The following is a 26,467-nucleotide window of genomic DNA, read 5'->3' on the forward strand; positions in this document are numbered from 1 at the left end:
TTATTTTATAAAAATATGTAAAGGAGATAGATTTAATGGGAGAGACTAGCTATATTGAATTAAACAATGAAGTAATAGTAAGAGATAGACACGGAAAGTACCAACTTCATAAAGATGAAGAAGCATTAAGTGCGTATCTATCTGACTCTATTGATAAGAGAACTAAGAAATTCAGTTCTGAAAGTGAAAAAATAAAATATTTAATTGATAATAAATACTATGAAAGAGAAATCATCGAAAAATACTCAAAAGAATTTATATTTGAATTATATGACTATATAAATTCCTTTGGATTTAACTTTCAATCATATATGAGTGCAAGTAAGTTTTATGAAAATTATGCACTTAAAACGGATGATGGAAAATACATACTTGAAAATTATGAAGATAAGATTTTAATTTGTTCTCTAGCAATTGCCAATGGTGACGAAAAAGTTGCAAGAAAGGTAGCTGAAAAACTTATAAGGCAGGAATTTCAGCCAGCGACACCAACATTTTTGAATCTTGGAAGGGAAAGAGCAGGTCAACTGGTGAGTTGCTTTTTGCTGACTGTAGAGGATAGCTGTGAAGGTATTAGCTATGCAGTATCTTCTGCAAATCATCTATCCAAAATAGGTGGAGGAGTAGCTCTAAACCTGACAAGATTAAGAGCAAGAGGAGAATCAATCAAAGGTATAGAAGGGGCAAGTGGCGGCGTTGTAGGAGTTGCTAAGATGCTTGAACAGAGCTTTAGTTACTTCAATCAGATGGGAGCAAGACAAGGTGCTGGAGCGGTCTATTTAAATATTTTACATGCGGACTTTGAAAACTTAATGGATACCAAAAAAATAAATGCTGATGAAAGAGTAAGATTGACAACTTTATCAATAGGTGCGATCATACCCGACATATTTATGAAATTGGCTGAAAAAAATGAAAAGGCATATGCTTTTTATCCACACTCTATATATAAAAAATATGGCTTGCATCTTGATGATTTAAATATGGATGAGTGGTATGAAAAGTTGCTTGCAGATCCAGACATAAAGAAAAAAGAAATAAATCCTAGAAAAATGCTTACTAGTATTGCGGCAACTCAGATGGAGAGTGGATATCCCTATATAGTATTTATAGATACGGCTAATAAAAATCATACACTAAAGGATCTTGGTATGGTGAGAATGTCAAACTTATGCTGCGAAATATTTCAGTATCAAGTACCATCTCATATAGAAAGCTATGGTTCAAGTGCAAGTGTATGGGGGCAAGACGTTAGTTGTAATCTAGGATCATTAAACATTGCAAATGTAATGGAGCATAAAGATATTTCAGGATCTATTGATACTGCAATAAGATTTTTAACAGATGTAAGTGATAAAACAGACATTTATCAAGTTCCGACAGTGAAAAATGGCAATGATAAAAGTCATTCTATAGGGCTAGGAGCTATGAATTTACATGGGTTTTTGATGAAAAATAACATAGTATATGGATCAAAGGAAGCCGTTGAATTTTGCAATGTATTTTTTGCTATGATGAGATACTTTGCTATTAAGACATCTATGAATATAGCAAAAGAAAGAGGAAAGAGCTTTGAAGGCTTTGAAAAGTCAGAATATGCCAAGGGTTCATCAAGTGATGTACTTGGAAAATACTATATGATAGACTTTATTCCTAATAGTGACAAGGTAAAAAAACTATTTGAAGGTATCTATATACCAACAAAAGAAGATTGGGCAAAACTTTTAGACGAGGTCAAAGAAGTGGGAATATACAATGCTTACTTAATGGCAATAGCTCCTACTCAAAGTATAAGCTATGTTCAAAATTCTACATCTTCAATAATGCCGATTACAGAACAAATAGAAGTAAGAATTTATGGGGATTCAACAACCATATACCCTATGCCTTTCTTAACTAATGAAAATATGCTGTTTTATAAAAGTGCGTATAATACAGATATGTTAAAGGTAATAGATGTAGTGGCAGCTGTTCAGGATCATGTTGATCAAGGCATTTCTACGACACTATTTGTTACAGATGACAAAACGACAAGAGATATAGCAAGATATTATATATATGCATATAAAAAAGGTTTGAAGAGCCTTTACTATACTAGAACAAAAATGCTTAGAGAATTGAATAATGAGTGTATATCTTGTTCAGTGTAGAAGAATATAAAATTTACAATATATTTTGTTAAAAATCGAGTTATAGGATAAAATATATGATAAAAACTGTATAAAAGCAAGATATATATGGCTGATTTAAAGAATTAATATATATAAATAGAAAAAAAGTATATAAGTTATTTACTATATGTATTAATATTTGTTAAAATAAGAGTACATAAAAAGTTTGGATATGTGTAATGAAGTGGAGGAAGAAGAGTATGAAAGACAAAGAGAAAGATAGAATAGATACAGTTCATAAGGCAGTCAATTGGGATACTGAGGATGATGATTTTACACAGGCATTTTGGGAACAAAATGTAAAGCAGTTTTGGCTACCTGAAGAGGTCCCCGTATCAAAGGATATTCCAAGCTGGAATGAACTATCGGAAAAAGAAAGAGTTCTATACAAGAGGGTGCTAGCTGGTCTTACTCTTTTGGATACAAAACAGGGAAATGATGGAATACCGTCTATGATGGAATTAACAGATAATTTTCAGAGAAAAGCAGTGCTTTCCTTTATGGGGACGATGGAGGAAATACATGCAAAGAGCTATTCAAATATATTTACAACTCTTCTATCTAAAAGAGAAATAAATGACTTGTTTGATTGGATAGAAGAAGAACCTCTTCTTCAGAATAAGGCTAATATAGTGCTAAGACAGTATAAAAATACAGACAGCGAAAAAAACTTATATTTGTCAATGGCTACAAGTGTATTTTTGGAAAGCTTTTTATTTTATAGTGGATTTTTCTATCCATTATTTTTGGCAGGTCAGGGAAAAATGATATCTAGTGGAGAAATTATTTCACTTATATTGAGAGATGAATCGCTCCATGGTAAGTACATAGGGCTTCTTGCCCAAGAAAAATTCAATTCATTTCAATATGATGATAAAAATGAATTGAAAGATAAAGTATATGATCTATTAAAAGAATTAATGGAAAATGAAGAAAAATATACTAAGATGTTGTACGAAGGGACAGGGCTAGAGGAACAGGTAATAAATTTCTTGAAGTATAATGCAAACTCAGCACTTACTAATTTAGGATTTGAAGAATTTTACAAAGTTGAACCAGTAAATGCTATAGTTTTAAATGGTTTAAGCACTGAAACCAAAACTCATGATTTCTTTTCTACAAAAGGGAATGGATATCAAAAAGGTATTTATGAAGATTTGGAAGATGATGATTTCTTTTTTCCAGAAAACAATCTTTTAAATTAGGAATCCTATAAATTTTTATAACTTTAAAGAAAATAAAACTTATGATATTTTATATGGATTGGAAATGATATTAATTTTATTTTGAATAATTATAAAAAATATAGATACAATACAAAATATAGAATGAAAGAATATTTAGATGTATATAATATGTAACTAATTTATAAAAAGCATTAATTAAAAATTGGAATTTTTTGGATTATATTAGTAATAATAAGAAATTTAAAACTGAATTTTGATAAATTATATAAATAAATTATATAAAAATACAGTAAAAGGGATGGCCTGCAGGCCATCCCTTTTACTGTATTTTTAGTTTTGAAAAGACTTTACTATTATCGGCGAATTTTACAACTATTCCTATAAATATTCCGCTTACTATAGATGCTCCTAACATGAAAGGTAAATAAGTAATCATGGACAGATTTTCTATTATCAACCCAGCCATCAAAAGCTGACCTATATTGTGCATAATAGCACCTATCAGACTTATTCCTATAATTGAAAAGCCCTTAACCTTACTTGCCAAGTACATTGCGCCCAGACTAAGATAGCCTCCAGCAATACTAAATAGTAGGTAAGATACTGGTCCTGCAAACATGGAAGAAAGTATAATTCTAACAGAAAGTATGCTAAAAGTATCTTTAAATCCAAAATTTAAAAGGCATATAAGTGTGATGATATTACTCAATCCGAGCTTTGCACCTGGAAAAAGGGCAACTAGTGGATTAGGTATTAGAGTTTCTAATATATACAGAGCCAAACTATATGCGACCATTAAGCTTAGAAGTATTAATTTTTTTGTATTATTTTTTTTCATAAAATATTAAAATTCCTCCTAAAAAATAAAGATAAATAATCTCAATTATAATAATAATATTAAAGATAGAATATAGCAAGAAGTTTGTAGGGAAAGTGTTCAAATATTTGAGCTTTTTAAGAAAAAAATCATAACTTAGATATTGGATATGGATATAGGTGATATAATAAGTAACAAATAAAAAGCAATAAAAAGAACTAATAGCAAGTAAGCGATAAAAAAATCTAATGACAAGTAAGAAATAAAGAAAGTAATAAAAAATAAAAATACGAGTAAAAAAAAATACTACAAGTAAATAAAAATACTACAAGTAAATAAAAATACCAAAAAAAATAGTAAGGCTTAAAAGTTTTAAATCAAGGCTTGACCTTAACCTTACGTAATACTTTAATATAGTTTGTGGAGGTGATGATATGGAGTATACAGTAAGTCAATTGGCCAAAATATCTGGAGTAAGCGGCCGTACTCTTAGATATTATGATGAGATAGATTTGCTCAAGCCAAAAAGAATAGACTCAAATGGATATAGGATCTATACTGAGTCAGAAATAGATATGTTGCAACAGATATTATTTTATAGAGAGCTAGATTTTAGCCTGGAGGATATAAAAAAAATAGTAAGGTCTCCAGAATTTGAGATTAAGTATGCTCTAAAAAATCAACTGATAAATCTCCAAGAAAAAAGAAATCGACTTGATAAGTTGATTAAAAATGTTAACAAGACAATATTATCTATGGAAGGGGATATTACTATGAGTGATATAGAAAAATTTGAAGGATTCAAAAAAAAGATTATTGAAAAAAACGAAAAAAAATATGGCAAAGAAATCAGATCTTTGTATGGGGACTTAGATATTGATAGGTCCAACTCGAAAATTATGCAAATGTCTGAAAATGATTGGTCAAGGCAAGAAAAACTATCAAAAGAAATAAATGAAAAATTGAAGCTTGCGATGCAGTCTGGAGATCCAAGCTCTGATATGGCTCAAGAAGTATGTGAGTTACATAAAAAATGGCTTTGTATGTTTTGGTCTGAAAATAAATATTCAAAAGAAGCTCACAAATCAATGGGGCAAATGTATGTAATTGATGAACGATTTAGAAATTATTATGACAAGGTAAGTAAAGGTGCAGCACAATTTTTAAAAGATTCATTGGATATATACTGTGAAAAATAGAAAAATAATTTATAAGTATAGTTTTAATTTGGATCATAAAAAATAATTATATATGAAAAAATTGAAGTTAAATTGGATGAAAAAAGAGGCAAAGCTTTACTTTGTCTCTTTTTATTGTATATAGATATTGGACTATATTAAGAAAATTATGCTAAAATATAGATAATACAGAGAAAGGTAGGAGAGTTATTATGACTAAAAATAGAAATGAAATAGATAATAGATATAAATGGGACTTAGAAAAAATGTATACTGATGCTTCTAAAATAGAAGAAGATATTAAGTTTATAGAAAAATCGTACAAAGAAATAAAAAATTACAAGGGTAAAATGTCTGACTCAGCAGATAATTTTTATAATACCTTGAAAATTATGGAGGATTCATCAAGAAAATTATCATATCTTTATGCTTATACACATATGAAGCATCATGAAGATACAAGAATAAATGAAAACCTTGCAGATGCAACGAAAAGCGAGATGGTAGCAGCTGAGCTTGGTAAGGCAACAGCATTTGTTGTACCTGAAATCATAGCAATGGAAAGTTCTTTATTGAATAGTTTCTTGGAAGATGAAAAAATAGCTCATTACAAGAAAATGATTGATGAAATACTTAGAGACAAGCCTTACACACTTAGTGAAAAAGAAGAAGAAATAATGGCAGCTGTAGCAGATCTTACAGGCGTGGCAGAAAGTACATATGAAATGCTATCTTATGCAGATATGAAATTTCCAGAGATTGAAGATGAGGATGGTAAAAAGGTAAGACTTGATCATTTCAATTACTCTACATATATTAAAAGTAAGAATCAAAGAGTAAGAAAGGACGCTTTTGAAGCAGAATTTGGAACATATAAAAAATACTCTAATACAATGGCATCGACACTATTCGGAGCAATTAAATCTGAAATATTCAATGCTAATACTAGACACTATCCATCAGCCTTGTTTGCATCACTATATGAGGATAATATAAGTGTAGATGTATATAATAATTTAATTGACTCAATACATGAAAATATAGACACACTTGATAAGTATCTAGAAATTAAGAAAAAATATCTAGGTTTGAAAAATTTACATATGTATGACCTTTATGTTCCAATGGCAAGAGATTTCAATATGGAAATTTCTTTTGAAAGAGCAAAAGAAATTATTCTTGAAGCACTTAAGCCAATGGGAGAAGATTATACTTCTTTAATTCAAAAAGCTTTTGATGAAAGATGGATCGATGTTTATGAAAATGAAGGTAAAAAGGGAGGAGCATATTCTTGGGGTAGCTATGATTCTCATCCTTATATTTTGATGAGCTATAATAACGATTTAAACTCTATGTTTACTCTAATACATGAGTTGGGACATTCGATACATAGCTACTTGTCACATAGTTCTCAGCCATACATATATTCTAGCTATAAGATATTTGTTGCAGAGGTTGCATCTACTGTTAACGAAACTTTGCTTATTAAGTATCTATTAAATAGTTCAAAAGATAAGACAGAACAGATATATCTTTTGAACTATTACTTGGAACAGTTTAGAACAACTGTATATAGACAGACTTTGTTTGCAGAGTTTGAAAAAATAACACACGAAAAAGTAGCAGCAGGAAATCCTATGACTGCAGATGATTTTACTGAAGTATTTTACAATTTAAATAAGCTTTACTATGGTGGAGCTTGCGAAGTAGATGAAATAAGCGGTGTGGAATGGGCTAGAATTCCTCATTTTTATTCAAATTTCTACGTTTATAAATATGCCACAGGATTTGCAGCAGCATCCGTACTTAGTGACAAGATACTAAATGAAGAAGGTGCTGTAGATAAATATATTGAATTTCTAAAAAGTGGTGGTTCAGAATATCCTCTAGATCAGTTAAGAAGTGCAGGGGTTGATATGGAAAATAAAGAATCAGTAGAGGATTCATTAAAGATATTTGGAGAGCTAGTGGACAAATTGGAAGAGTTAGTGAAGTAAATTATAAAAAATATTGTTTCATTTAAACTCAAAAGTTGAATTAAATATGCTTATAAGCAAGAACTGTACTTAATAGAATTTTAGAGTTTTTATAAAAAACTTATATGTTTAAAGATGAAGGTGATATATATGGAAATATTTAATTTTCAAATAATAGCAGGTGTAATGTTATTTGTAATATTGGTTTCAATACAGATTACTCTCAATAAAATTCTTGTGATTCTAAGGGATATAAAAAGAGATATAAGATTAAAAAATGATGAAGTATTTGACATTGAAAACCATAGAAAGAGATACTAGTTATATATGCTGGAGGTGAACAATGAGTAGGGCACTAGCCCTACTCAGATTATGAAATTAGACGTTATAAAAAAAGAAATTCAAAAGGTCGCTGAAGCAATTTCTCTAGTTATAAACATAGATGTTACTATAGTAAATGAAGATATGAAAAGAATTGCTGGAACAGGTATATATAAAGATAAAATCGATGAAATAATACCTGGAACATCAGCTTTTAATAAATGTTATGAAGAAAAGAAAACTCTAGTTATAGATGATCCAAGAAACTCTGTGCTTTGCAAACATTGCTACAAGTTGGAAAACTGTAGGGAAGAGGCAGAGGTTTGTTGCCCAATAGTATTTGAGGGTAAGTGTTTTGGAGTTATAGGTTTGATAGCATTTGATGGTGTTCAAAAAAATAAGATAACCGACAATCAAAAAGAGCTCGTTATGTTTATTGAGAAGATGGCTAGCTTAATATCTGGAAATTTAAAGGCTGAAATTAAGTCTTATCAATATAATATTGAAAAAGAAAAAATATTAAAAGTTGTCGATAGTATGGACAGACCCTTGGTGTCTACTGATGAAAATGGAACGATAGATTCATGCAACAGCAAGTTTAAAAAAACATTCAAAATAGAAGAAAATCCAATAGGGAAAGAAATTTCTTTGGTCTTAGATTTCATCAATGCTGATGTATTTGCAAGTCTTAAGAATAATAAAAAGCACAGTGCAACCTTTTATTCTGAAAGGTCAAATGTTAGAGGTATTTACAATATTAATAAAATTTATTATAAAAAAGATTTAAAAGGTTTTGTAATAGACTTTGTAGATAAAAAAGATGCCATAAGAAACTATAATAAGATGAATATAGACTACAAAATGACTATGGATGATATAATTGGTGAATCAAAAATTATGAAAAAAGTAAAAGAAACTGCTCTCAAAGCATCTCAAAGCACCTCTACAATTTTAATTACAGGGGAGAGTGGAACGGGCAAAGAGTTGTTTGCAAGAGCAATACATTTTCATAGTGATAGAGGAGATAAACCCTTTATAGCGCTTAATTGTGCGGCTATCCCAGAGGAACTTCTAGAAAGTGAACTCTTTGGTTATGAAGAAGGTGCATTTACAGGAGCTAAAAAGGGTGGCAAGCTTGGTATGTTTGAAAGAGCCAATAAAGGGACTATATTTTTGGATGAAATTGGAGATATGAGTATACATCTCCAAGCAAAGCTACTCAGAGTGTTGCAAGAAAAAGAAATACAAAAGGTTGGTGGAAAGTCTGGAATAAAAATAGACGTAAGAATTATATCCGCAACTAATAAAAATTTGTTAGAGATGGTAGAAAAAGGAATGTTTAGAGAAGATCTATATTATAGATTAAATGTATTGCCAATTAATATTCCAAATCTTAGTGAGAGAAAAGAGGATATACCGCTTTTAGTAAATCATATGGTCAAAGTATACTCTCAAAAACTTGGTAAAAATGTATGTGGTGTATCAAATCATATAATGAAAATATTAGAAATGTACAATTGGCCAGGTAATATAAGAGAGCTACAAAATGTTATAGAATTTTGTATAAATATGACTAATGAAAAAATTATATCTGATGTAGAAATTCTAAAAAATAGATTTTCTATGGATGAGCAAAATGAGTTTATTGAGTATCTTGAAGATAAAGGCTACCTAGAAGAAGGAGAAGCTCAGGAGTTAAACAGATATGACATTGATATAAGAGGGTATGACAAAAGGGAAAGGAATATAAAAAATGTAAAGCCAGATTTAGCTGATTTGAGAAAAGATGGCTATGACGACTTAAATAAAATTAATAAAGTGGAAAATATAAAAATGATTGAAAATCCAGGTGTGTCGGCTAGAAAAAACATAAAGGAAAAAGAATCAATTAATTTTAAGACAATAGAAGAACTAGAAGTAGAAGAAATATCAAGGGCTCTTGAATATTATAAACCATATAAAAATGATAAAGATATGGTGGCGGATGTATTGGGAATATCAAGAGCGACCCTGTATAGAAAAATTAAAAAATATAATTTAGATATATAAATTTACTAAGCGATATGCAAAATAAGTGTTAATTAAATCCTAAAATGATATAATAGCGTTTCAAAATGAGAAAATATAAAATCAAATTGATAATTATATTTTCTCATTTTTTATAAAAACTTTTTTATTAAAATATATATAATTTTAAGTCTTGTAAATTCAAGCCTTTAAGAACTGTTTGATTAATAAAAACCTCTTTATTGAAAAGTTGGCATTGAATTTGCAATGTATATAAGTATAAAAGATAGCTTATTATTTTGAAACGGAGGATTACAATGAGAAACTTAAATAATGAATTTATAGAAATGCTTAGAAATGAGGTAAAACCAGCAGTTGGTTGTACGGAGCCAGTAGCCCTAGCACTAGCATGTGCTAAGTGTAAGGAATTGTTGGGAGAAGAAGTAATTGAAAATAAAATGTTTGTAAGCCCAAGTATATATAAAAATGGTATGTGCGTAGGAATACCAGGAACAGAAAGGTTGGGACTTAAGATAGCTGCAGCAATCGGCATAGTGGCTGGAAACTCAGAAAACGGATTGAGCGTGCTAGAAGGCACTAGTCAAGAACAGATTAAAGAAGCGGAAGAGCTAATGGATGCTGGCAGACTATCTATTAGTCCAGCGGATACAACTGAAAAGGTATTTATAGAAATAGAATTTAAGGGACAAAATTCCACTGCCAAAGTAAGAATTAGAGAAAAACACGATAACTTTACATTCTTAGAAAAAGATGGAAATATTATTTTAAATAAGGAAAATAAGTCTAAATCAGTACAAAAAGATACTGAAGCTACAAAGACTTTGATGGACGATGCAACTTTAGAAGAGATAATAAAAAATGTTGAAGCCCTAAATTATGAAGACATAAAGTTTTTAAAGAATGGTGTAGACATGAATCTAAATATGGCAAAAGAAGGATTAAATCATAAGCTAGGTATCGGAGTAGGATATGGTATCAAGGAAAATATGGAAGAAGGAATAATTGGAAATGATATTATAAATTCTGCAATGATGTTAACAGCAGGTGCTTCAGATGCTAGAATGGCAGGGGTAGACATGCCTGTTATGAGCTCAAATGGAAGTGGAAATCATGGTTTAACAGCTATATTACCGTTAGTAGCCTATGTAGAAAAGTTCCCTCAGAGCGATGAAAGACTTTGTAAAGCATTGGCATTATCTCATCTTACTACAGCCTATATAAAAAATTTCACGGGTAGGCTATCAGCAATGTGTGGATGTGGAGTAGCTGCTGCAACGGGTGCTACAGCAGGTATAGCTTGGCTGATGGATGAAGATGTAGAACATATCAGTGGAGCTGTTAGAAATGCAGTGGCAGATCTTAGCGGTATGATATGCGATGGAGCAAAGTCTGGATGTGCGATTAAGCTTTCATCAGCAGCAGCATCAGCAGTTAGAAATGCCCTACTTGCCAAAAATGGAAATTATGCCAAAACAGTAAATGGTATAGTTGCAGAAGATGTAGATACTACTATTAGAAATCTAGGAAGAGTAAGTGACAGAGGTATGACTATAACAGATACAGTAATACTAGATGTAATGAATGATATGAATAAAGCTAATTAATATAGACTATAAGTATGAAAAGCAAATGCATGATATTTTCATAGATCATTATAATAAAATAATGTTAATAATAATATATAAAAGCTGACTAAGTGTAGTTAAGTAGCTTAAAAATAAGAAAAACTACAATTAAAATGTTAAACTCTATTAAATTAAATAATATAAAAAAGGGATGCACTGAAAATTTTCAGTGCATCCCTTTATTTATAGTGAGATATTAACGCAATTTATTTGTTACGTTAAATATGTAAGGAACATTTCTAAATCTATCTTCGAAATCAAATCCATATCCTACCACAAACTTATCTTCTATTGAAAAACCACAGTAATCAGGAACAAAAGCAACCTGTCTTCTGCTTGGCTTATCTAAAAGCACACAAGTTTTTAAGCTTTTTGGATTCTTTGCTTTGATATGATTTATAGCGAAGTCCATAGTATTAGCAGTATCAGCGATGTCGTCCACAATCAATACATCATATGAAGTAATGTCGCTTAGAGTAATATCTGACTGAACCTTCACTCTACCTGCAGGTGACAATGAATCACCATAGCTAGAAGTAGTCATAAAGTTGACTTTTAATTGATGTAAATCTATTTTTCTAACCAAATCAGCACAGAAGATAAAACTTCCTTTTAAAAGTGCAATAACAAGAAGATTTTTGTCTTTGAAATCATCTTTTATTTGCTCGCCCAACTCAGAGATTCTTTTGTCTAGATCACTTTCACTAAACATGATCTCCCATTCTCTTTCTTCTATATTCATTTATTCCTCCAAGAAAATACCTAATTATTAATTATTTTATTTAAGTATTCTTTATTATACCATAAATTCAGATATAATATACAATAAATATAGTTAAATGCCGAAAAATACAATATTTGAGCAATATTTATTATTTGTTCATCTAAAAAAATGCATTTTATACGAGATTAATTACTTGACAAAATACATCACTATATCGTAATATATAAATATACAGAATATCAAATAACTAGAAAATATGTTGAAAATTGTTAAAAATATAATATCTTGGTAAAATTCTTGTAAGAAATAGTACTAATTAGTTGAAGAATCTACTTGAATAGGTTAATATGTTAGAAGTAAAATACCAACTTAGGAATAAATTATAGCAATTTTTAAAAGGAGAGATTTGATAAATGATGAATAATGTAGACTCAGAAAATTATATAAGCATGGATCAGCTAGAGAGTTATGCTCGTATCTTAAAGGTAATAGCACATCCAGTAAGGTTGTGTATTGTAAAAGGACTAATAGAAAACGGTGGATGTAATGTTTCAAATATCTACTCTTGTCTAGGTGTTCCGCAATCTACAATATCACAACATTTAGCAAAGTTAAAGTCAGAAGGTCTTGTAACTGGAGAAAGAAATGGAAATGAAATAATATATTCAGTTCAAAGTAGTGAAGCGAGAAAGCTTATTAAGTGTATGATAGAGAGCACTAAATGTGAAGATCTGTAGGATTAGTAATTCTGTATATATAGCTGATATAGAATCAGCTTATAATATTGTTTCTATTAAAAGTTTTATAAAGAGGATTTAAAATATGCAAAATAAAAATATTATTGCAGATAAAATAATGTAAAAAAATTAAATATACTTAAATATTATGTTTTTGAAAAATAAAATTTGTAGTTAAAAAAACTAAACATTTGAATATTCAAAAACACAGTTATACCATGACTTATTAAACATACATTTAAAAGGAATATTACCCTCTTGTTCATGTAATAAGAGTATTTTAAAAGCAAGCATGTGAAATATATTTATAGATGTTTATATAAGAATAATAGATATATGTTTAAGTAACTAAAGCATATTTTGTGTCAAGAATTTAGAAGATTTGAAATAAAGGGTAACTAAGGAAAAGCTACAACTTTATGTTCTAATGAAATTATGAAAAATAAAATAAAATTAGGTAAGAAATGAGAGGAGAATATGCTATGAAGAAAATTCTTATTGTTGGTGGCGTAGCTGGTGGAGCAACTGCAGCAGCTCGTTTAAGAAGGCTAGATGAAACAGCAGAAATAATAATGTTTGAAAGAGGAGAGTATATATCCTTTGCAAACTGTGGACTTCCTTATTATATTGGGGGAGTTATAGAAAATAGAGAATCCCTACTAGTGCAAACTGTGGAGGGAATGAGTAAAAGATTTAATCTTGATATAAGAAATTTCAGCGAAGTTGTATCTATAAATCCAGATAAAAAAGAGTTATTGATAAAGAACTTAAAAACTGATGAAAATTATACCGAAAATTATGATGAATTAATACTATCACCTGGAGCAAGTCCAATTAAGCCTCCAATACCTGGTCTAGATGAAACAGATAATGTTTTTACCTTGAGAAATATACCAGACACAGATAGAATTAAGTCCTTTGTAGATAATCAAAATCCACAAGAAGCTGTAGTAATAGGTGGAGGGTTCATCGGTGTAGAAATGGCTGAAAATTTGGTAGAAAGAGGAATAAAAGTTCATCTAGTAGAGATGTTAGATCAAGTAATGGCTCCATTTGATTTTGAGATGGCTCAAATGCTTCATGAACATATGATAGACAATGGAATTGACCTAGTACTGGGAGATGGTGTTAGCTCTTTTAAAGATAATGGAAAAACAATCGTACTAAATAGTGGTAGAGAAATTTCAACTGATCTTACTATATTGTCAATAGGTGTTAGACCTGAAAATGCACTTGCAAAATCAGCGGGATTAGAATTAGGTGATAGAGGACATATCAAGGTAAATGAAAATCTTGAAACTTCAAAGCCACATATATACGCTGTAGGAGATGCTATAGAAACACAGGATCTAATCTATGGCAAGCCAGCAACAATAGCATTGGCTTCTCCAGCAAATAGACAGGCAAGAATAGTAGCAGATAGAATAAATGGAATAGATGTAAAGTATAAAGGAGTATTGGGAACTTCTGTTGCCAAGGTGTTTGACCTTGTAGCTTCTTCTACTGGACATAGTGAAAAGAAATTAAAATCTATGGGAATTGAAAACTATGAAGTAGTTCATATACATCCACTTTCAAATGCTGGATACTATCCAACAGCACAGCCTCTTCACCTAAAATTAATATTTGAAGTTCCTTCAGGGAGAATATTAGGTGCTCAGGCTATAGGTCAAAATGGTGTCGAAAAAAGAATAGATGTTATAGCTACAGCTATTGCATCTAAGATAACTGTAAGAGAACTTGAAGATTTAGAATTATCTTATGCACCACCATTTTCTTCAGCAAAGGATCCAGTAGATATGGCAGGATACGTTGCGACAAATCTTTTGGATGGACTGTATAGCTCAGTTCAGGCAAATGAAATAGATGATTTGATAGAAAAGGGTGGATATTTAATTGATGTAAGAAATCCAGAAGAACGTATGCTAGGCTATATTGAGGGATCAGTAAGTATTCCTTTAGATGAGCTAAGAGATAGACTGGATGAAATTCCTAAGGATAAAGATATATATGTGAATTGTCAGGTAGGATTAAGAGGATATCTAGCAGGTAGAGTTCTTGCTCAAAATGGAATAAATTGTAAAAATGTCGATGGTGGCTATACTACTTATAAGTATTTAAATCTTGATAATCAAAAGTATAATCAAGAAGTAGACTTAAAGGGGATAGCTTGTACTGACAATACTGAAGTATTAAAAAAAAAATAAATAATAAAAAGTCTGAAAATTCAACTAAAGATAAAGCGGATTTAAATTCAGATTGTGAAATCATAAAAATTGATGCTAGAGGTCTTCAGTGCCCAGGTCCAATTGCCAGAGTGTTTGCTGCTATGAATGATGCCAAAGATGGTCAGCTGCTAGAAGTCTTAGCAAGTGATCCTGGCTTTAGCAAAGATATATCAGCATGGTGTTCAAGAATGAACTATCCAATGATCGAACTGACAAGGGAAAATGGAGTTACAAGAGCCTTAATAGAAAAATCAAGTATGAATGAAAGCTCTTGTTCTATGCTTGAAGGATCTAGTAAGCTTGGAGTTCAAAACACAATAAACTCAAAAAATGGAGCAACTATGGTTGTATTCAGTGGTGATTTAGATAAGGCAATAGCATCATTTATCATAGCCACAGGAGCAGCATCTATGGGAAAAGAAGTAACTATGTTTTTTACCTTCTGGGGATTAAATATACTTAGAAAAGCTGATGTATCAGTTAAAAAAGAGGGTATAGAAAAAATGTTTGGCAAGATGATGCCAAAAGGAGTAGATGAACTAAAGATTTCCAAAATGAATATGGCTGGAATGGGAACAAAGATGATTAAAGAGGTTATGGAAAAGAAAAATGTAGATAGCCTTGAATTATTGATGAACCGTGCCAAAGAAATGGGTGTTCATTTTGTTGCTTGTGCAATGAGTATGGATATTATGGGAATTAAAGAGGAAGAATTAGTAGATGGTGTAGAAATAGCAGGTGTTGCAAGCTATTTATCAAATACTGATGATTCTAATCTAAACTTATTTATTTAAAGAAAAAAAGACCGTAATTTAAAATTCAATTGCGGTCTTTTTATTGTGTGGAAAATTATAAAAAAGAGATAAAAGATATGGATTTAAATAAGAGTTTAGTTTATTGACTAACATATGGAAATTGTATATAATTGTATATTATGTAGAAATCTAAAAGTATTTTTTCTAACTAATTGTTTGCATTTTTTTAAAAATAGATAATTATTCTAATACATAAAATTTTAGAATTCTAAGAGTTTTATTTATAAAATGAAATATGATATAGGAATTATATGACAAAAGAAATAAAAATATATGAGGGGAAGGTAGTATTATGAACAAAAAAATAGGATCATTAATTATGGCAAGTGTTATTTCAGTGGCCACTGTAGCTCAAACTTTTTCTGTTTCATCCTTTGCATATTCAAGCTATGAAAGAATAGCAGGGGTAAATAGATATGAAACTTCTAAGCTAGTGTCTAATAGAAATCAAAGTGATACCGTGGTAATAGCTAGTGGAGAAAATTTTGCAGATGCATTAAGTTCTGTCAATATATCAAACAAGTATGGAGCTAGTACAATGTTGACAAATGGAAATACAGAAATAATAAATACTCTAAAATCTAGAAATGTAAAGAAAATTTTCTTAGTAGGTGGAGTGAATTCTATACCACAAAATTTAGAAAATAAATTAAGAGAATCTTTTGATGACATAGAAAGAATAGCAGGAGTAGATAGATATGAAACTTCAAGAAAAACAATTAAAAGAACTGGCTATACAAATCTTGGTGTAGCAAGTGGAAAGACATTTCCAGATGCGCTTTCAGCATCAGCACTTTTAAAGCAAGAAAACTGTGGCTTATTATTAGTAGATGGTGAACATAGCTATAGCAAACCAGTAGGAACAACTATTAAATATACATTTGGTGGCTCAAGGACAGTTATACAAAATGGTGGAGAAAGAATAAATGGTACATCTAGATTTGAAACAGCTGTAAAAATATCAAATATGGTAAAGGATCCAAAGTCTATGGCAGTAGTAAGTGGAGATAATTATGCAGATGCTCTTTCAGCAACAAACCTTGTAATATCTGAAGATGCAATTGTAATGCCAGTACAAAAATATCCTTACTATGATGTAATAAGAAAGGCAAGACAAGTAGAAAAAGTATTCTTTGTAGGGGGAGAAAACTCAGTAAGTGATTCTACAGCATCTAGAATTATACAAAAGGGTGTGGGAGACATAGAAAAACCTTCAGCAGGAGATGACTATGACACTGATGATTTAACTAGCGATCAGCAAAAACTATTAGATGACATCGAAGAACGTGGTAAGCGCATAATAGATGACATTGAAAAAGTAGAAGATGCGATAGATACTCTTAGAAGTATTGATTGGCCAAGTGCACAGGACTTTGCAGATAGGGTAGAAGAAATACAAGATATGATACAAAAGATAAGAGATGACATTAAGGATTTGGGAGATATAGATATTGGATCTCCAAATGATATAATAAATGAAATTAAAGATAGTCTAATCGATAAATTAACTAGCAGACTTTTAGATGCAGTAGGAAAGTTGATTGGAATACGTAGATAAATCAACCAAAAAAGAAATAGTCAGTATTTAGCAAAAATAGCTTGCTTTTTTTGATATTCCATATATAATAATGTATAGTGATTTGAAAACAGGTCATGAAAATCCTATCAAAAGGAGAGAAAAAATGGATACTAAAAAAAATGGAAAGTTCAAGATGAATAAATATGCAAGAATTGACAGTCAATCTATATTTGAAGCTAAGCAAAGGATAGCTATAGAAAAATATGGTGATATATTTGAAGACCAAATATTCTTTGAGTTGGAATTGGCGTTGAACGATGAGCTAGCAGATGAGCTAAATAAAGAATATAATGAAAGATTTAACCTAGGACGAATACTAAATTAATACTAATAAAAAAGCGTTGGTGAATTCACCAACGCTTTTTGTTTAAATATTATTTTCTGAAAAATCACTCAAAAAAATTGGATTAATTTGATGTCCTCATGCATTAAATTACTATGAGGAACACTTTAGAAAATAAAATAATAAATTATCTAAAAATATCTTATAAGTCAATTATTCCCATATCCATAAGAAGTGTGGCAATCTGTGCAGCCTTGTCTGGATCCATAGTGCTAAGAGGAAGTCTAAACTCTCCAACATCGTAGCCCAACATATTCATAGTAGTCTTAATTGGAATTGGGTTTGGATCTAAATCAAGTGCTTCCATAAGTGAAAGATAATTGAAGAATACCTCACGAGCAGATGATATATCCCCATCCATAAAGTTTTTATAAATAGCAACTGAGATTTCTGGGCAAATATTTGCAAGTACTGAGATATATCCACTTGCACCTAGAGAAAGAGCAGGTATTGCCATTTTATCATTTCCACAAATTAACTCTATATCATCGGGCAAGACAGCTCTAAGCTTTGCAAATTTATTGATATCCTCTGAAGATTCTATTACTCCTACAATATTTTTAACAACAGTAAGTAACTCAATAATTTCCGTTGAGATATCAAATCCACATCTAATTGGATCGTTTTCTATATAGCATGGCAGTGATGACGCTATAGCCATAGCTCTAAAGTGATTTAAAAGCCCGTGTTTGTTGGTGTGGTTGTAATATGGTGATGATAGTATCAAAGCATCAGCACCACTCATTTTGGCTCTAATAGATAGCCCTACAGACCTAGCCATATCATTGAAACCAGTCTGTACTATTACTGGAATCTTATGTTTAACAGTTTTAACTACTGACTCTAGTACAGAAATAATTTCATCATCATTCATTGCTTGAAATTCTCCAGTGGATCTTCCTAGAACAATTGCACTTACTCCATTGCTTAAGTGTACTTTTACTAATCTTTCTAAGCATTCAAAGTCTATTTCATTAGTATCTGTAAATGGTGTTACTAAATTTATTGCACATCCTTTAAAAATCATAGTTATTCTCCTTATATATATTTAGCATAGATAACAAAGCATCTTTAAAGACATTTAATTAAGTGTATTAAAAACCTTAAAAGCAAGCTTTGATAGTGAAATGCTATAAAATTCTAAACTTTATCATATATTATTATACCCTATTTTTTGAATTTATACACATAAGAATTGATTTTATTTAAGTTTGGTTATCAACATATTAAGTGAAAAGCGAAAAGCAAGAAAAAGATAGTTCTAATAATTTAAAGTTATATAATATAAAAGAAGAGTATTATGGGTATAAAAATATACAGGATAAGTTTAAAGATTGGAGATAAGACAAAATATAATAGAAAAAAACAATTGGACAGTGTTTAATATATTTAAAATAAAAATGGTAGAATTATTTTAATTTTTAGTTAAATAAAGTTTTTTTGATTAATTACTATTTTTTGTGGTATAATTGTATTGTAGAAAAGTGTGTATCTGTTTTAAAATAAACAGCGAACAGCTTTGCTAAGGCTAATTAAATAGAATAACTTTGTGAAAACGATTTGCAAAGTGAATAATATATTTATAAAATTTGATGGAGGAATAAGATATGGATTCTTTAAAAGAGTTGTACAAAATTGGTAGTGGACCATCCAGTTCTCATACTATGGGACCACAGAGAGCTGCAAAGAGATATAAGGGAAAATATCCAGACGCGGCGAGCTATAGATGTACTTTATATGGAAGTTTGGCAGCTACGGGAAAAGGGCATTTAACTGACTATATTATTGAAAAGGAATTTTCACCTAAAAACGTAGAGATTCTTTGGAGATCAGATATTACTCCATCATTCCATCCAAACGGAATGATGATAGAAGCAATAGATAAAGACGGAAACGCATCTGATGCATGGACAGTATACTCTGTTGGTGGAGGAACTCTAGCTGAAGAAGGTAAGAGAAATCAGCCTGATGGAAAAATATACTATGAGCACAAAAAACTTGATGATATAATAGCCTACTGTAAAGAAAATAATAAAAACTTTGTAGAGTATGTTTTGGATAGAGAAGATGATGATTTCTTAGAATATATGGATACCATAGCAGATGCAATGAAAGATGCTATAGACAGGGGTATAAAAAGTAGAGAAGTAATTCCAGGAAAGCTTCACCTAGAGAGAAGAGCATCAAACTTCTACAAGAGATACCTAGCTACAAGAGACTATACTAATCTAAACTATGCATTTGCACTAGCAGCATCAGAAGAAAATGCTTCAGGTGGACGTATAGTTACAGCTCCTACTTGTGGTGCGGCAGGAGTGCTTCCAGGCGTATTTTTCTCATTGATGATACACAATGGATATAGCAAGCAGTTGATAATAGAGGGATTAATAGTTGCAGGATTGATAGGTAATTTAATAAAAGAAAATGCATCTATATCAGGAGCTGAGGCAGGCTGTCAGGCAGAAGTTGGTACAGCATGTTCAATGGCAGCAGCAGGAACTTCTTATCTATTTGGTGGAAATCTACAGCAGATAGAATATGCTGCAGAGATAGGGCTTGAACACCATCTTGGAATGACTTGTGATCCAGTATATGGATACGTTCAGATACCTTGTATTGAAAGAAATGCAATGGCAGCAGACAGAGCGGTTGGAGCTGCAAAGTATGCAAATAATACTGAAGGTGAACACACTATATCGTTTGACCAAGTAACTATAACTATGGGTGAAACTGGTAAGGATCTAATGGACAAGTATAGAGAGACTTCAAAGGGTGGACTAGCTAAGTGGTTTGAATGCTAGAGAAGGCTTTTAATCTCAATAATTATAGTGATATTAAATAAAATATGATGTATAATAAAGAAGGTATATTTTTAATATACCTTCTTTTATGTATTGATGTTTTTATTAAAAATATATAAAAATCAAAAAGTTTGAAAAGTAAAAAATGGAGTATTAATCTTATTAAGGGTATTGTATTTATTAAGAACTGTAATATAAAAGTGCAAAGTTATATTGGACATTTGAGAAAAATATCAGTATAATTTACACTTTAGGAAGAATATAGATTATATTTTGATTGGGAGGAAGCATGGAACAATACGGCAGCTTTGCATATATATATGATGAATTGATGGATGATGTGGACTATGATAGATGGGTAGCTCATATTGAGGAAATAATAGAGGACAATGGAGTAAAAGTAAAAAATATATTAGAACTTGCCTGTGGAACTGGAAATGTAACTCTATTATTAGCACAGAAAAATTATGATATAGCAGGTATAGATATTTCAGAAGAAATGCTAGAAGTAGCCTATATGAAGTCACAGGAAATGAAGACACCGCTAGTTTTACTACAGCAAGATATTGTTGATTTAGACTTTGATCTATATGATTTGGACTGTATATTATGTGCTTGCGATGGGTTTAATTATATTACATCTTTGGAAGATCTAAAGAAAGTATTTGAAAAATCATATAGTCTATTAAAAAAGGATGGAATTTTGTTATTTGATGTAAGTTCATACTACAAAATAAAAAATATATTGGGAAATAATTTTATGGGAGAAACTAGAGAAAATCTAGCATATATGTGGACCAATTACTTTGATGAAGACACTCAACTGATAGATATGGACTTGGACTTCTTTGTAAAGCTAGATGTTGATGAAGATGAAGAGGATAACTTGTTTGAAAGATATAGAGAAGATCATCAGCAAAGAGCACATACGCAAAAAGAGTTGGAGAGCTTGCTAAGAGATGTTGGATTTGAAGATATAAAAATGTATGGAGATTTTGACATGGATGAGCCAAGGGAAGATTCAGAGAGAATATTTGTAAGTGCTATAAAAAGATAATATAATAAAAACAGTATAAGATTGAATATTAAACTAAAGAAAACTATTAACTAATAATAAAACTGTGAAAATTTAAAATATATATCGAGATTTGATATTTTCGATGTATTAGGTATGAAAGAAGAGGTATAAAAATGAAGGATTATTGTTTAAGAGTAACAACTGGAAATAAAGAGGCAAGAGCATTATTTGCAACTACAAGAAATATGGTAGAAGCAGCTAGAGGATACCATCACACAACAAAGGTAGCAACAGCAGCATTAGGTAGAACCTTAACTGCAACATCTATGATGGGTCTAATGATGAAGAATAAATCAGACAAATTATCTATAATAATAAAGGGTGGTGGGCCAATAGGTTCTATCATAACAACTGCTGATTCTAGCGGTATCGCAAAGGGATATGTAACAAATCCTGATGTAGAAGTAGAAAACTATGAAAATGGAAAATTGAATGTTGCTGGTGCAGTTGGAAACGACGGAACTATCAAGGTCATAAAGGACCTAGGACTAAAAGAACCATATAATGGTGAATATGAAATGGTCAGTGGCGAAATAGCACAGGACTTTACATATTACTTTACTGTTTCAGAGCAGACTCCTTCAGCAGTAGCATTAGGTGTACTTACTAAGGCAGAGGAAGTTCAAGAGGCTGGTGGATTTATTATACAAATGATGCCAGATGCATCTGAAGAAACTATTTCCACTATAGAAAAAAATCTAGCAAATATTAAGTCTGTTACAGACATGTTAAAAGAAGGTCTTACTCCAGAAGATATGGTAGAGATAGTTCTAGCTGGATTAGAGCCTAGAATACTTGACAAGTCAGAAATAGGATTTGAATGTGATTGTTCAAAGGAAAAGGTATCAAAGGTATTCCCAGCAATTGGAAAAGATGAACTAAAGGCTATAATTGATGAAGATAAGGGAGCAGAAGTAGGTTGTCAGTTCTGTAACTCAAAGTATCAATTCAGCGAAGAAGAATTAGAAGAAATCTATAAAGAATTATAAAAAATAAAAACACGAATAAAAGTTATAGAAAAGTATGGCAAGGAGTAATTTTGCTTCTTGCTATATTTTTAGGAAGATTCAAAGAGGTGTATATTAATGAGAATAGATAAACTGCTAGGAAATCTAGGATATGGAACGAGAAGTGAAATAAAAAAGTTATGTAAGCAAGGAGCTGTAATAGTAAATGGAAAAGAAGCTACAAAGGCAGATCAGCATGTCGATCCAGAAAAAGATGAGATATTATTTAATGGTGAAGTAGTTAATTATAGAGAATTTGTGTATTTGATGCTAAACAAACCGGCTGGATATATATCAGCTACATTTGACAGAAATGATGCAACTGTACTTGATTTAATAGATGAGAGATATCATGCATTTGAACCAGCACCTGTGGGAAGACTGGACAAAGATACTGAAGGACTGTTGATTATAACAAATGATGGCAAGCTAACTCATAGAGTCTTGTCACCAAAAAAGCATGTCCCTAAGAAATACTATGCAATAGTAGCAGGAAAGCTAAACTCAAATGATATCAAGGCATTTGAAAAGGGTGTAGATATAGGTGAAGGATATATAACTAAGCCAGCTCTACTAGAAATAATAGGTCAAATTGATTTGGATGATATTTCAGATGAAGAAAATCAAGAAAACAATGAAGAAGTAAACATAAATCTAGAAGGACAAGATGTATATGAAATATATGTCACTATCAGCGAAGGAAAGTTCCATCAGGTCAAGAGAATGTTCCAATCTGTTGGTAAAGAAGTACTATATCTGAAAAGAGTACAGATGGGTGGACTAGAGCTAGATGAAAGCCTTGAGTTAGGTGAATATAGAGAACTGACAGATGATGAAATCAAGAAGTTGGAAGAAAAATAGAGATTTTAAATAAATATAAAGATCAGAAATTATAGAAATACTAAAAAGAACAATATAAATATTGAGAGGAAACTTGATGAAGAGAAAAGATATTATAGAATTTGAAGTTGGAAAAATGGAGTTTGGAGGGATATCACGCTCTATATATGATGAAAAAAGAATCAAGATGAAGGGTGGAATCACAGGGCAGAGAGTGAAGGCAGCTGTAAAAAAAGCTAGAAGTGATAGTGGAGAAGTAAGACTTCTTGAACTAATAGAGCCATCTCCACTAGAAACAGCGGAAACTTGTGTACACTTTAGAGAATGTGGAGGATGTAGCATACTTTCTCTTCCATATGAAAAACAGTTAGAAATAAAAGAAAAACAGGTAATGGAACTATTTGATGGAGCTGAAATATCGGGATTTGAATATCTTGGCATACAGGGAAGTCCATCATCTACTCAGTATAGAAATAAGATGGAATATACTTTTGGTGATGAATTCAAGGGCGGACCTCTATCTTTGGGAATGCATAAAACTGGAAGATTTATTGATATATTGACAGTACATGACTGTAGATTAGTAGATTCTGACTTTGTAGAAATAATGAAAAAGACAAGAGACTTCTTTGATGAAAAAGAAATCCCATATTATAGAAGCTTCAATCACGAAGGATACCTAAGACACCTTGTAGTTAGAAAAGGTGAAAACACTGGAGAAATAATGGTAAACATAGTAACTTCATCTCAGATGGATTTTGATATGAATGAATTTGCAAATATGTTGAGATCTCTAGAGTTGGAAAATGAAATAGTAAGCATACTTCATACTATAAATGACGGAATGGCAGACGCAGTTCAATGTGACGAACTAAGAGTGATATACGGAAGAGACTACTTTAATGAAGAAGTTCTAGGACTTAAATTCAAGGTATCTCCTTTCTCATTCTTCCAAACAAACACAAAGGGAGCAGAGAAGCTATATGAAATAGCCAGAGACTTTGCAGGAGATAAGGGAGATGGCAAGGTTGTATTTGACCTTTACAGTGGAACAGGTACAATAGGTCAGCTAATGGCTCAAAGTGCAAGAAAAGTATACGGAATAGAATTGGTAGAAGAAGCAGTAGAAGCAGCCAATCAAAATGCCAAGCTAAACAATCTAGACAACTGCCAATTCATAGCAGGTGACGTAGCTAAGGTAGTCAGCGAACTTCCAGAAAAGGCAGACCTAATAATAGTAGACCCACCAAGAGCGGGTGTACTAGGAAATGGTGTAAAAGATATAGCTGAATTTGGAGCAGGAGAAATCGTATATGTCAGCTGTAACCCAAAGTCATTGGTAGACAACCTAGTTGAATTTCAGTCTAGGGGGTATAAGGTGGAGAAGGTTCAGTTGATGGACATGTTCCCGAATACACCGCATGTTGAGACGGTAGTGTTGATGTCAAGAAAATGCAGATAGTTATATCAATATAAATGTGGAGTTTGGCAATGAAGAAGAGCAGATTCCTATTGATGGAATAGCGAAAAGAGCCAAAGAATATAAATATATACAATAAAAAAAGCAATATAATGGAGATGTTTTGATGAAACATGTATAATAAAGAAAAGTTATAGTATTATAAAATTTTATACTACGAGTCATAATAAGGGGGGGTTATATGGCGAGAAAGGCTGATGTTAAAGGTGGTAATGGTGATATAATATTTAATATAGAAGCTGGTACTGCTAGAAAGTATTTGAGAAACACCTCTACCCTAGAACGGGTTCAACGATTTAAACGAGAACTCGATCTCTTTCAAGAAATTTGCAAACATCCAATACCAAACGTTGTCGAAGTATTAGATGTTTATATTAATAATGATAAAGTTTCTGAGTCTTATATTGAAATGAAAAAATATGATGGTTCTCTGTATGATATTTTAGAAATAACAAGGGGAAATGTTAAAATATCATTTGAACTGATTTTACCAGTTATTAAGGCACTACATACCCTTTGTGAGGGTAATCCACCGATCTACCACAGGGATATCAAACCGGATAACATCCTGCTTTTGAAAGTAGATAATGTGTACACGTTGCATCTAACAGATTTCGGAACCTGCTTTTTGAATGATGGAAGCGAACGAATAACCCCTGACAATATAGCTGTTGGTCCTAGAATGTTTATTGCTCCAGAATATGAAAAGGGGCGTGTAGAAGCAGTAACTGAAAAAGGAGATATATTTTCTATAGGAAAAGTAATATGGTGTATGATCAATGGTGTAGAAGATGACTTTATGCCATCTAATTTCTGGTTTGTAAAGGAATACGATCTGACAAAACGTTTCCCTGATAACTTTGACATGGTTATTGCGAATACTATTATTGCATCATGCCTAAATATTAACCCAAATGAAAGGAGCAACTATTCGACTTTGATTAAACAAATTGAGAACTATTCCGAAACTGGAAAGCTGTCACTAGAGGAAGAACGTCAATATAAAGTTAAGTTGTACCAGGAGAAGCGAGGAATGGAACTTTTAGAGATAAAAGAAAAAAACAGGTTACTGGTTAATAACTTCAGCCAGTGCTTTGTCAAAGCACTGGCTGAATTAGCCCAAGTACATCCTGGTTTTGATTTGATTGAAAAACTTAATGAAGAGTATTGTAGAAAGTCAAAAGATGGAATTGACTATACATCTATTAATGTTGAGGATAATTCAGCACACTACTTATATGATATTACTCATGATCGCATTTATTTTTCGATTAATTATAATCCAGCTCATGGTGAGGAGAGATATTGTAATGTTACTATTTGGTACAAAATATCAACATCACAGAATGGAAGAACAATTAGATTTAGCTATGCTGAAAATGGATCAATGATATGTGATTTTAATGGAATATCCGAACTTTTAGATGTAAGCGTTTTGGAAAAAATCATGAACTCTATAATTGATGAATATATCGAATAGAGTTACAATTTAACTTCTCATTATGTTTATTAATATAAAGGCTTCTAATTTT

At 31.2% G+C, this 26,467-nt stretch carries 21 protein-coding genes; 18 read left to right on the forward strand and 3 right to left on the reverse strand.

The window, feature by feature from the left end:
- Positions 1-35: 35 nt before the first annotated feature.
- Both nrdE and nrdF read left to right on the forward strand, forming a co-directional pair.
- Positions 36-2,150: a class 1b ribonucleoside-diphosphate reductase subunit alpha gene (nrdE, locus tag RR561_RS01245; RefSeq protein ID WP_332505618.1), complete on the forward strand. Its 2,115-nt coding sequence runs from the start codon at positions 36-38 to the stop codon at positions 2,148-2,150.
- A 221-nt stretch (positions 2,151-2,371) separates the two neighbouring features.
- Positions 2,372-3,376: a class 1b ribonucleoside-diphosphate reductase subunit beta gene (gene nrdF, locus RR561_RS01250; RefSeq protein WP_332505619.1), complete on the forward strand. Its 1,005-nt coding sequence runs from the start codon at positions 2,372-2,374 to the stop codon at positions 3,374-3,376.
- 301 nt (positions 3,377-3,677) lie between these two features.
- Here the strand turns inward: nrdF and RR561_RS01255 are convergent, their stop codons facing one another.
- On the reverse strand, positions 3,678-4,196 hold the full coding sequence (locus RR561_RS01255) for a Gx transporter family protein (RefSeq protein ID WP_332505620.1): 519 nt from the start codon (positions 4,194-4,196) through the stop codon (positions 3,678-3,680).
- 413 nt (positions 4,197-4,609) lie between these two features.
- Here RR561_RS01255 and RR561_RS01260 point away from each other — a divergent pair, with 413 nt between their 5' ends.
- From RR561_RS01260 to RR561_RS01280, 5 genes are all read left to right on the forward strand, one after another.
- Positions 4,610-5,374: a MerR family transcriptional regulator gene (locus RR561_RS01260; RefSeq protein WP_332505621.1), complete on the forward strand. Its 765-nt coding sequence runs from the start codon at positions 4,610-4,612 to the stop codon at positions 5,372-5,374.
- A 191-nt stretch (positions 5,375-5,565) separates the two neighbouring features.
- The gene (pepF, locus tag RR561_RS01265; protein WP_332505622.1) at positions 5,566-7,350 is read left to right on the forward strand and encodes an oligoendopeptidase F; all 1,785 of its coding nucleotides are present in this window, start codon (positions 5,566-5,568) and stop codon (positions 7,348-7,350) included.
- A gap of 129 nt (positions 7,351-7,479) precedes the next feature.
- Positions 7,480-7,650, forward strand: coding sequence for a hypothetical protein (locus RR561_RS01270; protein ID WP_332505623.1), 171 nt, complete (start codon positions 7,480-7,482; stop codon positions 7,648-7,650).
- A gap of 51 nt (positions 7,651-7,701) precedes the next feature.
- On the forward strand, positions 7,702-9,699 hold the full coding sequence (locus RR561_RS01275; protein ID WP_332505624.1) for a sigma-54-dependent Fis family transcriptional regulator: 1,998 nt from the start codon (positions 7,702-7,704) through the stop codon (positions 9,697-9,699).
- 275 nt (positions 9,700-9,974) lie between these two features.
- Positions 9,975-11,282, forward strand: coding sequence for an L-cysteine desulfidase family protein (locus tag RR561_RS01280; RefSeq protein WP_332505625.1), 1,308 nt, complete (start codon positions 9,975-9,977; stop codon positions 11,280-11,282).
- A gap of 217 nt (positions 11,283-11,499) precedes the next feature.
- Here the strand turns inward: RR561_RS01280 and hpt are convergent, their stop codons facing one another.
- Positions 11,500-12,045 (reverse strand): hypoxanthine phosphoribosyltransferase, encoded by a 546-nt coding sequence (hpt, locus tag RR561_RS01285; protein WP_332505626.1) that lies wholly within the window; start codon positions 12,043-12,045, stop codon positions 11,500-11,502.
- Positions 12,046-12,440: 395 nt separating this feature from the next.
- Between hpt and RR561_RS01290 the strand changes: the two genes are divergently transcribed.
- The 5 genes from RR561_RS01290 (at position 12,441) to RR561_RS01310 (ending at position 17,711) form a co-directional block, all read left to right on the forward strand.
- On the forward strand, positions 12,441-12,764 hold the full coding sequence (locus tag RR561_RS01290; protein WP_332505627.1) for an ArsR/SmtB family transcription factor: 324 nt from the start codon (positions 12,441-12,443) through the stop codon (positions 12,762-12,764).
- A gap of 482 nt (positions 12,765-13,246) precedes the next feature.
- A complete protein-coding gene (locus RR561_RS01295; protein ID WP_332505628.1) occupies positions 13,247-14,971 on the forward strand; it encodes a CoA-disulfide reductase in 1,725 nt (574 codons plus the stop codon).
- A gap of 122 nt (positions 14,972-15,093) precedes the next feature.
- Positions 15,094-15,786: a DsrE/DsrF/DrsH-like family protein gene (locus RR561_RS01300; protein WP_334309571.1), complete on the forward strand. Its 693-nt coding sequence runs from the start codon at positions 15,094-15,096 to the stop codon at positions 15,784-15,786.
- A 313-nt stretch (positions 15,787-16,099) separates the two neighbouring features.
- Complete coding sequence (locus RR561_RS01305; RefSeq protein ID WP_332505629.1) at positions 16,100-17,365, forward strand: cell wall-binding repeat-containing protein; 1,266 nt, start codon at positions 16,100-16,102, stop codon at positions 17,363-17,365.
- Between the two features lie 124 nt (positions 17,366-17,489).
- Positions 17,490-17,711 (forward strand): hypothetical protein, encoded by a 222-nt coding sequence (locus RR561_RS01310; protein ID WP_332505630.1) that lies wholly within the window; start codon positions 17,490-17,492, stop codon positions 17,709-17,711.
- Positions 17,712-17,871: 160 nt separating this feature from the next.
- Here the strand turns inward: RR561_RS01310 and dapA are convergent, their stop codons facing one another.
- Entirely contained in the window at positions 17,872-18,756 is an 885-nt protein-coding gene (gene dapA, locus RR561_RS01315) for a 4-hydroxy-tetrahydrodipicolinate synthase (protein WP_332505631.1), read from the reverse strand.
- A gap of 580 nt (positions 18,757-19,336) precedes the next feature.
- Here dapA and RR561_RS01320 point away from each other — a divergent pair.
- The 6 genes from RR561_RS01320 (at position 19,337) to RR561_RS01345 (ending at position 26,415) form a co-directional block, all read left to right on the forward strand.
- Entirely contained in the window at positions 19,337-20,530 is a 1,194-nt protein-coding gene (locus tag RR561_RS01320) for an L-serine ammonia-lyase, iron-sulfur-dependent, subunit alpha (protein WP_332505632.1), read from the forward strand.
- Between the two features lie 289 nt (positions 20,531-20,819).
- Positions 20,820-21,587: a class I SAM-dependent DNA methyltransferase gene (locus RR561_RS01325; protein ID WP_332505633.1), complete on the forward strand. Its 768-nt coding sequence runs from the start codon at positions 20,820-20,822 to the stop codon at positions 21,585-21,587.
- 134 nt (positions 21,588-21,721) lie between these two features.
- Positions 21,722-22,597, forward strand: a complete 876-nt coding sequence (gene hslO / locus RR561_RS01330; protein ID WP_332505634.1) for an Hsp33 family molecular chaperone HslO — start codon at positions 21,722-21,724, stop codon at positions 22,595-22,597.
- Positions 22,598-22,693: 96 nt separating this feature from the next.
- Positions 22,694-23,476 carry a pseudouridine synthase gene (locus tag RR561_RS01335; protein WP_332505635.1) on the forward strand — a complete coding sequence of 261 codons (783 nt, stop codon included), beginning with the start codon at positions 22,694-22,696 and terminating at the stop codon, positions 23,474-23,476.
- Between the two features lie 76 nt (positions 23,477-23,552).
- Positions 23,553-24,917 carry a 23S rRNA (uracil(1939)-C(5))-methyltransferase RlmD gene (rlmD, locus tag RR561_RS01340; RefSeq protein ID WP_332505636.1) on the forward strand — a complete coding sequence of 455 codons (1,365 nt, stop codon included), beginning with the start codon at positions 23,553-23,555 and terminating at the stop codon, positions 24,915-24,917.
- A 199-nt stretch (positions 24,918-25,116) separates the two neighbouring features.
- The gene (locus RR561_RS01345; RefSeq protein ID WP_332505637.1) at positions 25,117-26,415 is read left to right on the forward strand and encodes a protein kinase domain-containing protein; all 1,299 of its coding nucleotides are present in this window, start codon (positions 25,117-25,119) and stop codon (positions 26,413-26,415) included.
- Positions 26,416-26,467 lie beyond the last annotated feature (52 nt).

Origin of the sequence: Peptostreptococcus sp. (assembly GCF_036639115.1) — a bacterium.
GTDB lineage: Bacteria > Bacillota > Clostridia > Peptostreptococcales > Peptostreptococcaceae > Peptostreptococcus.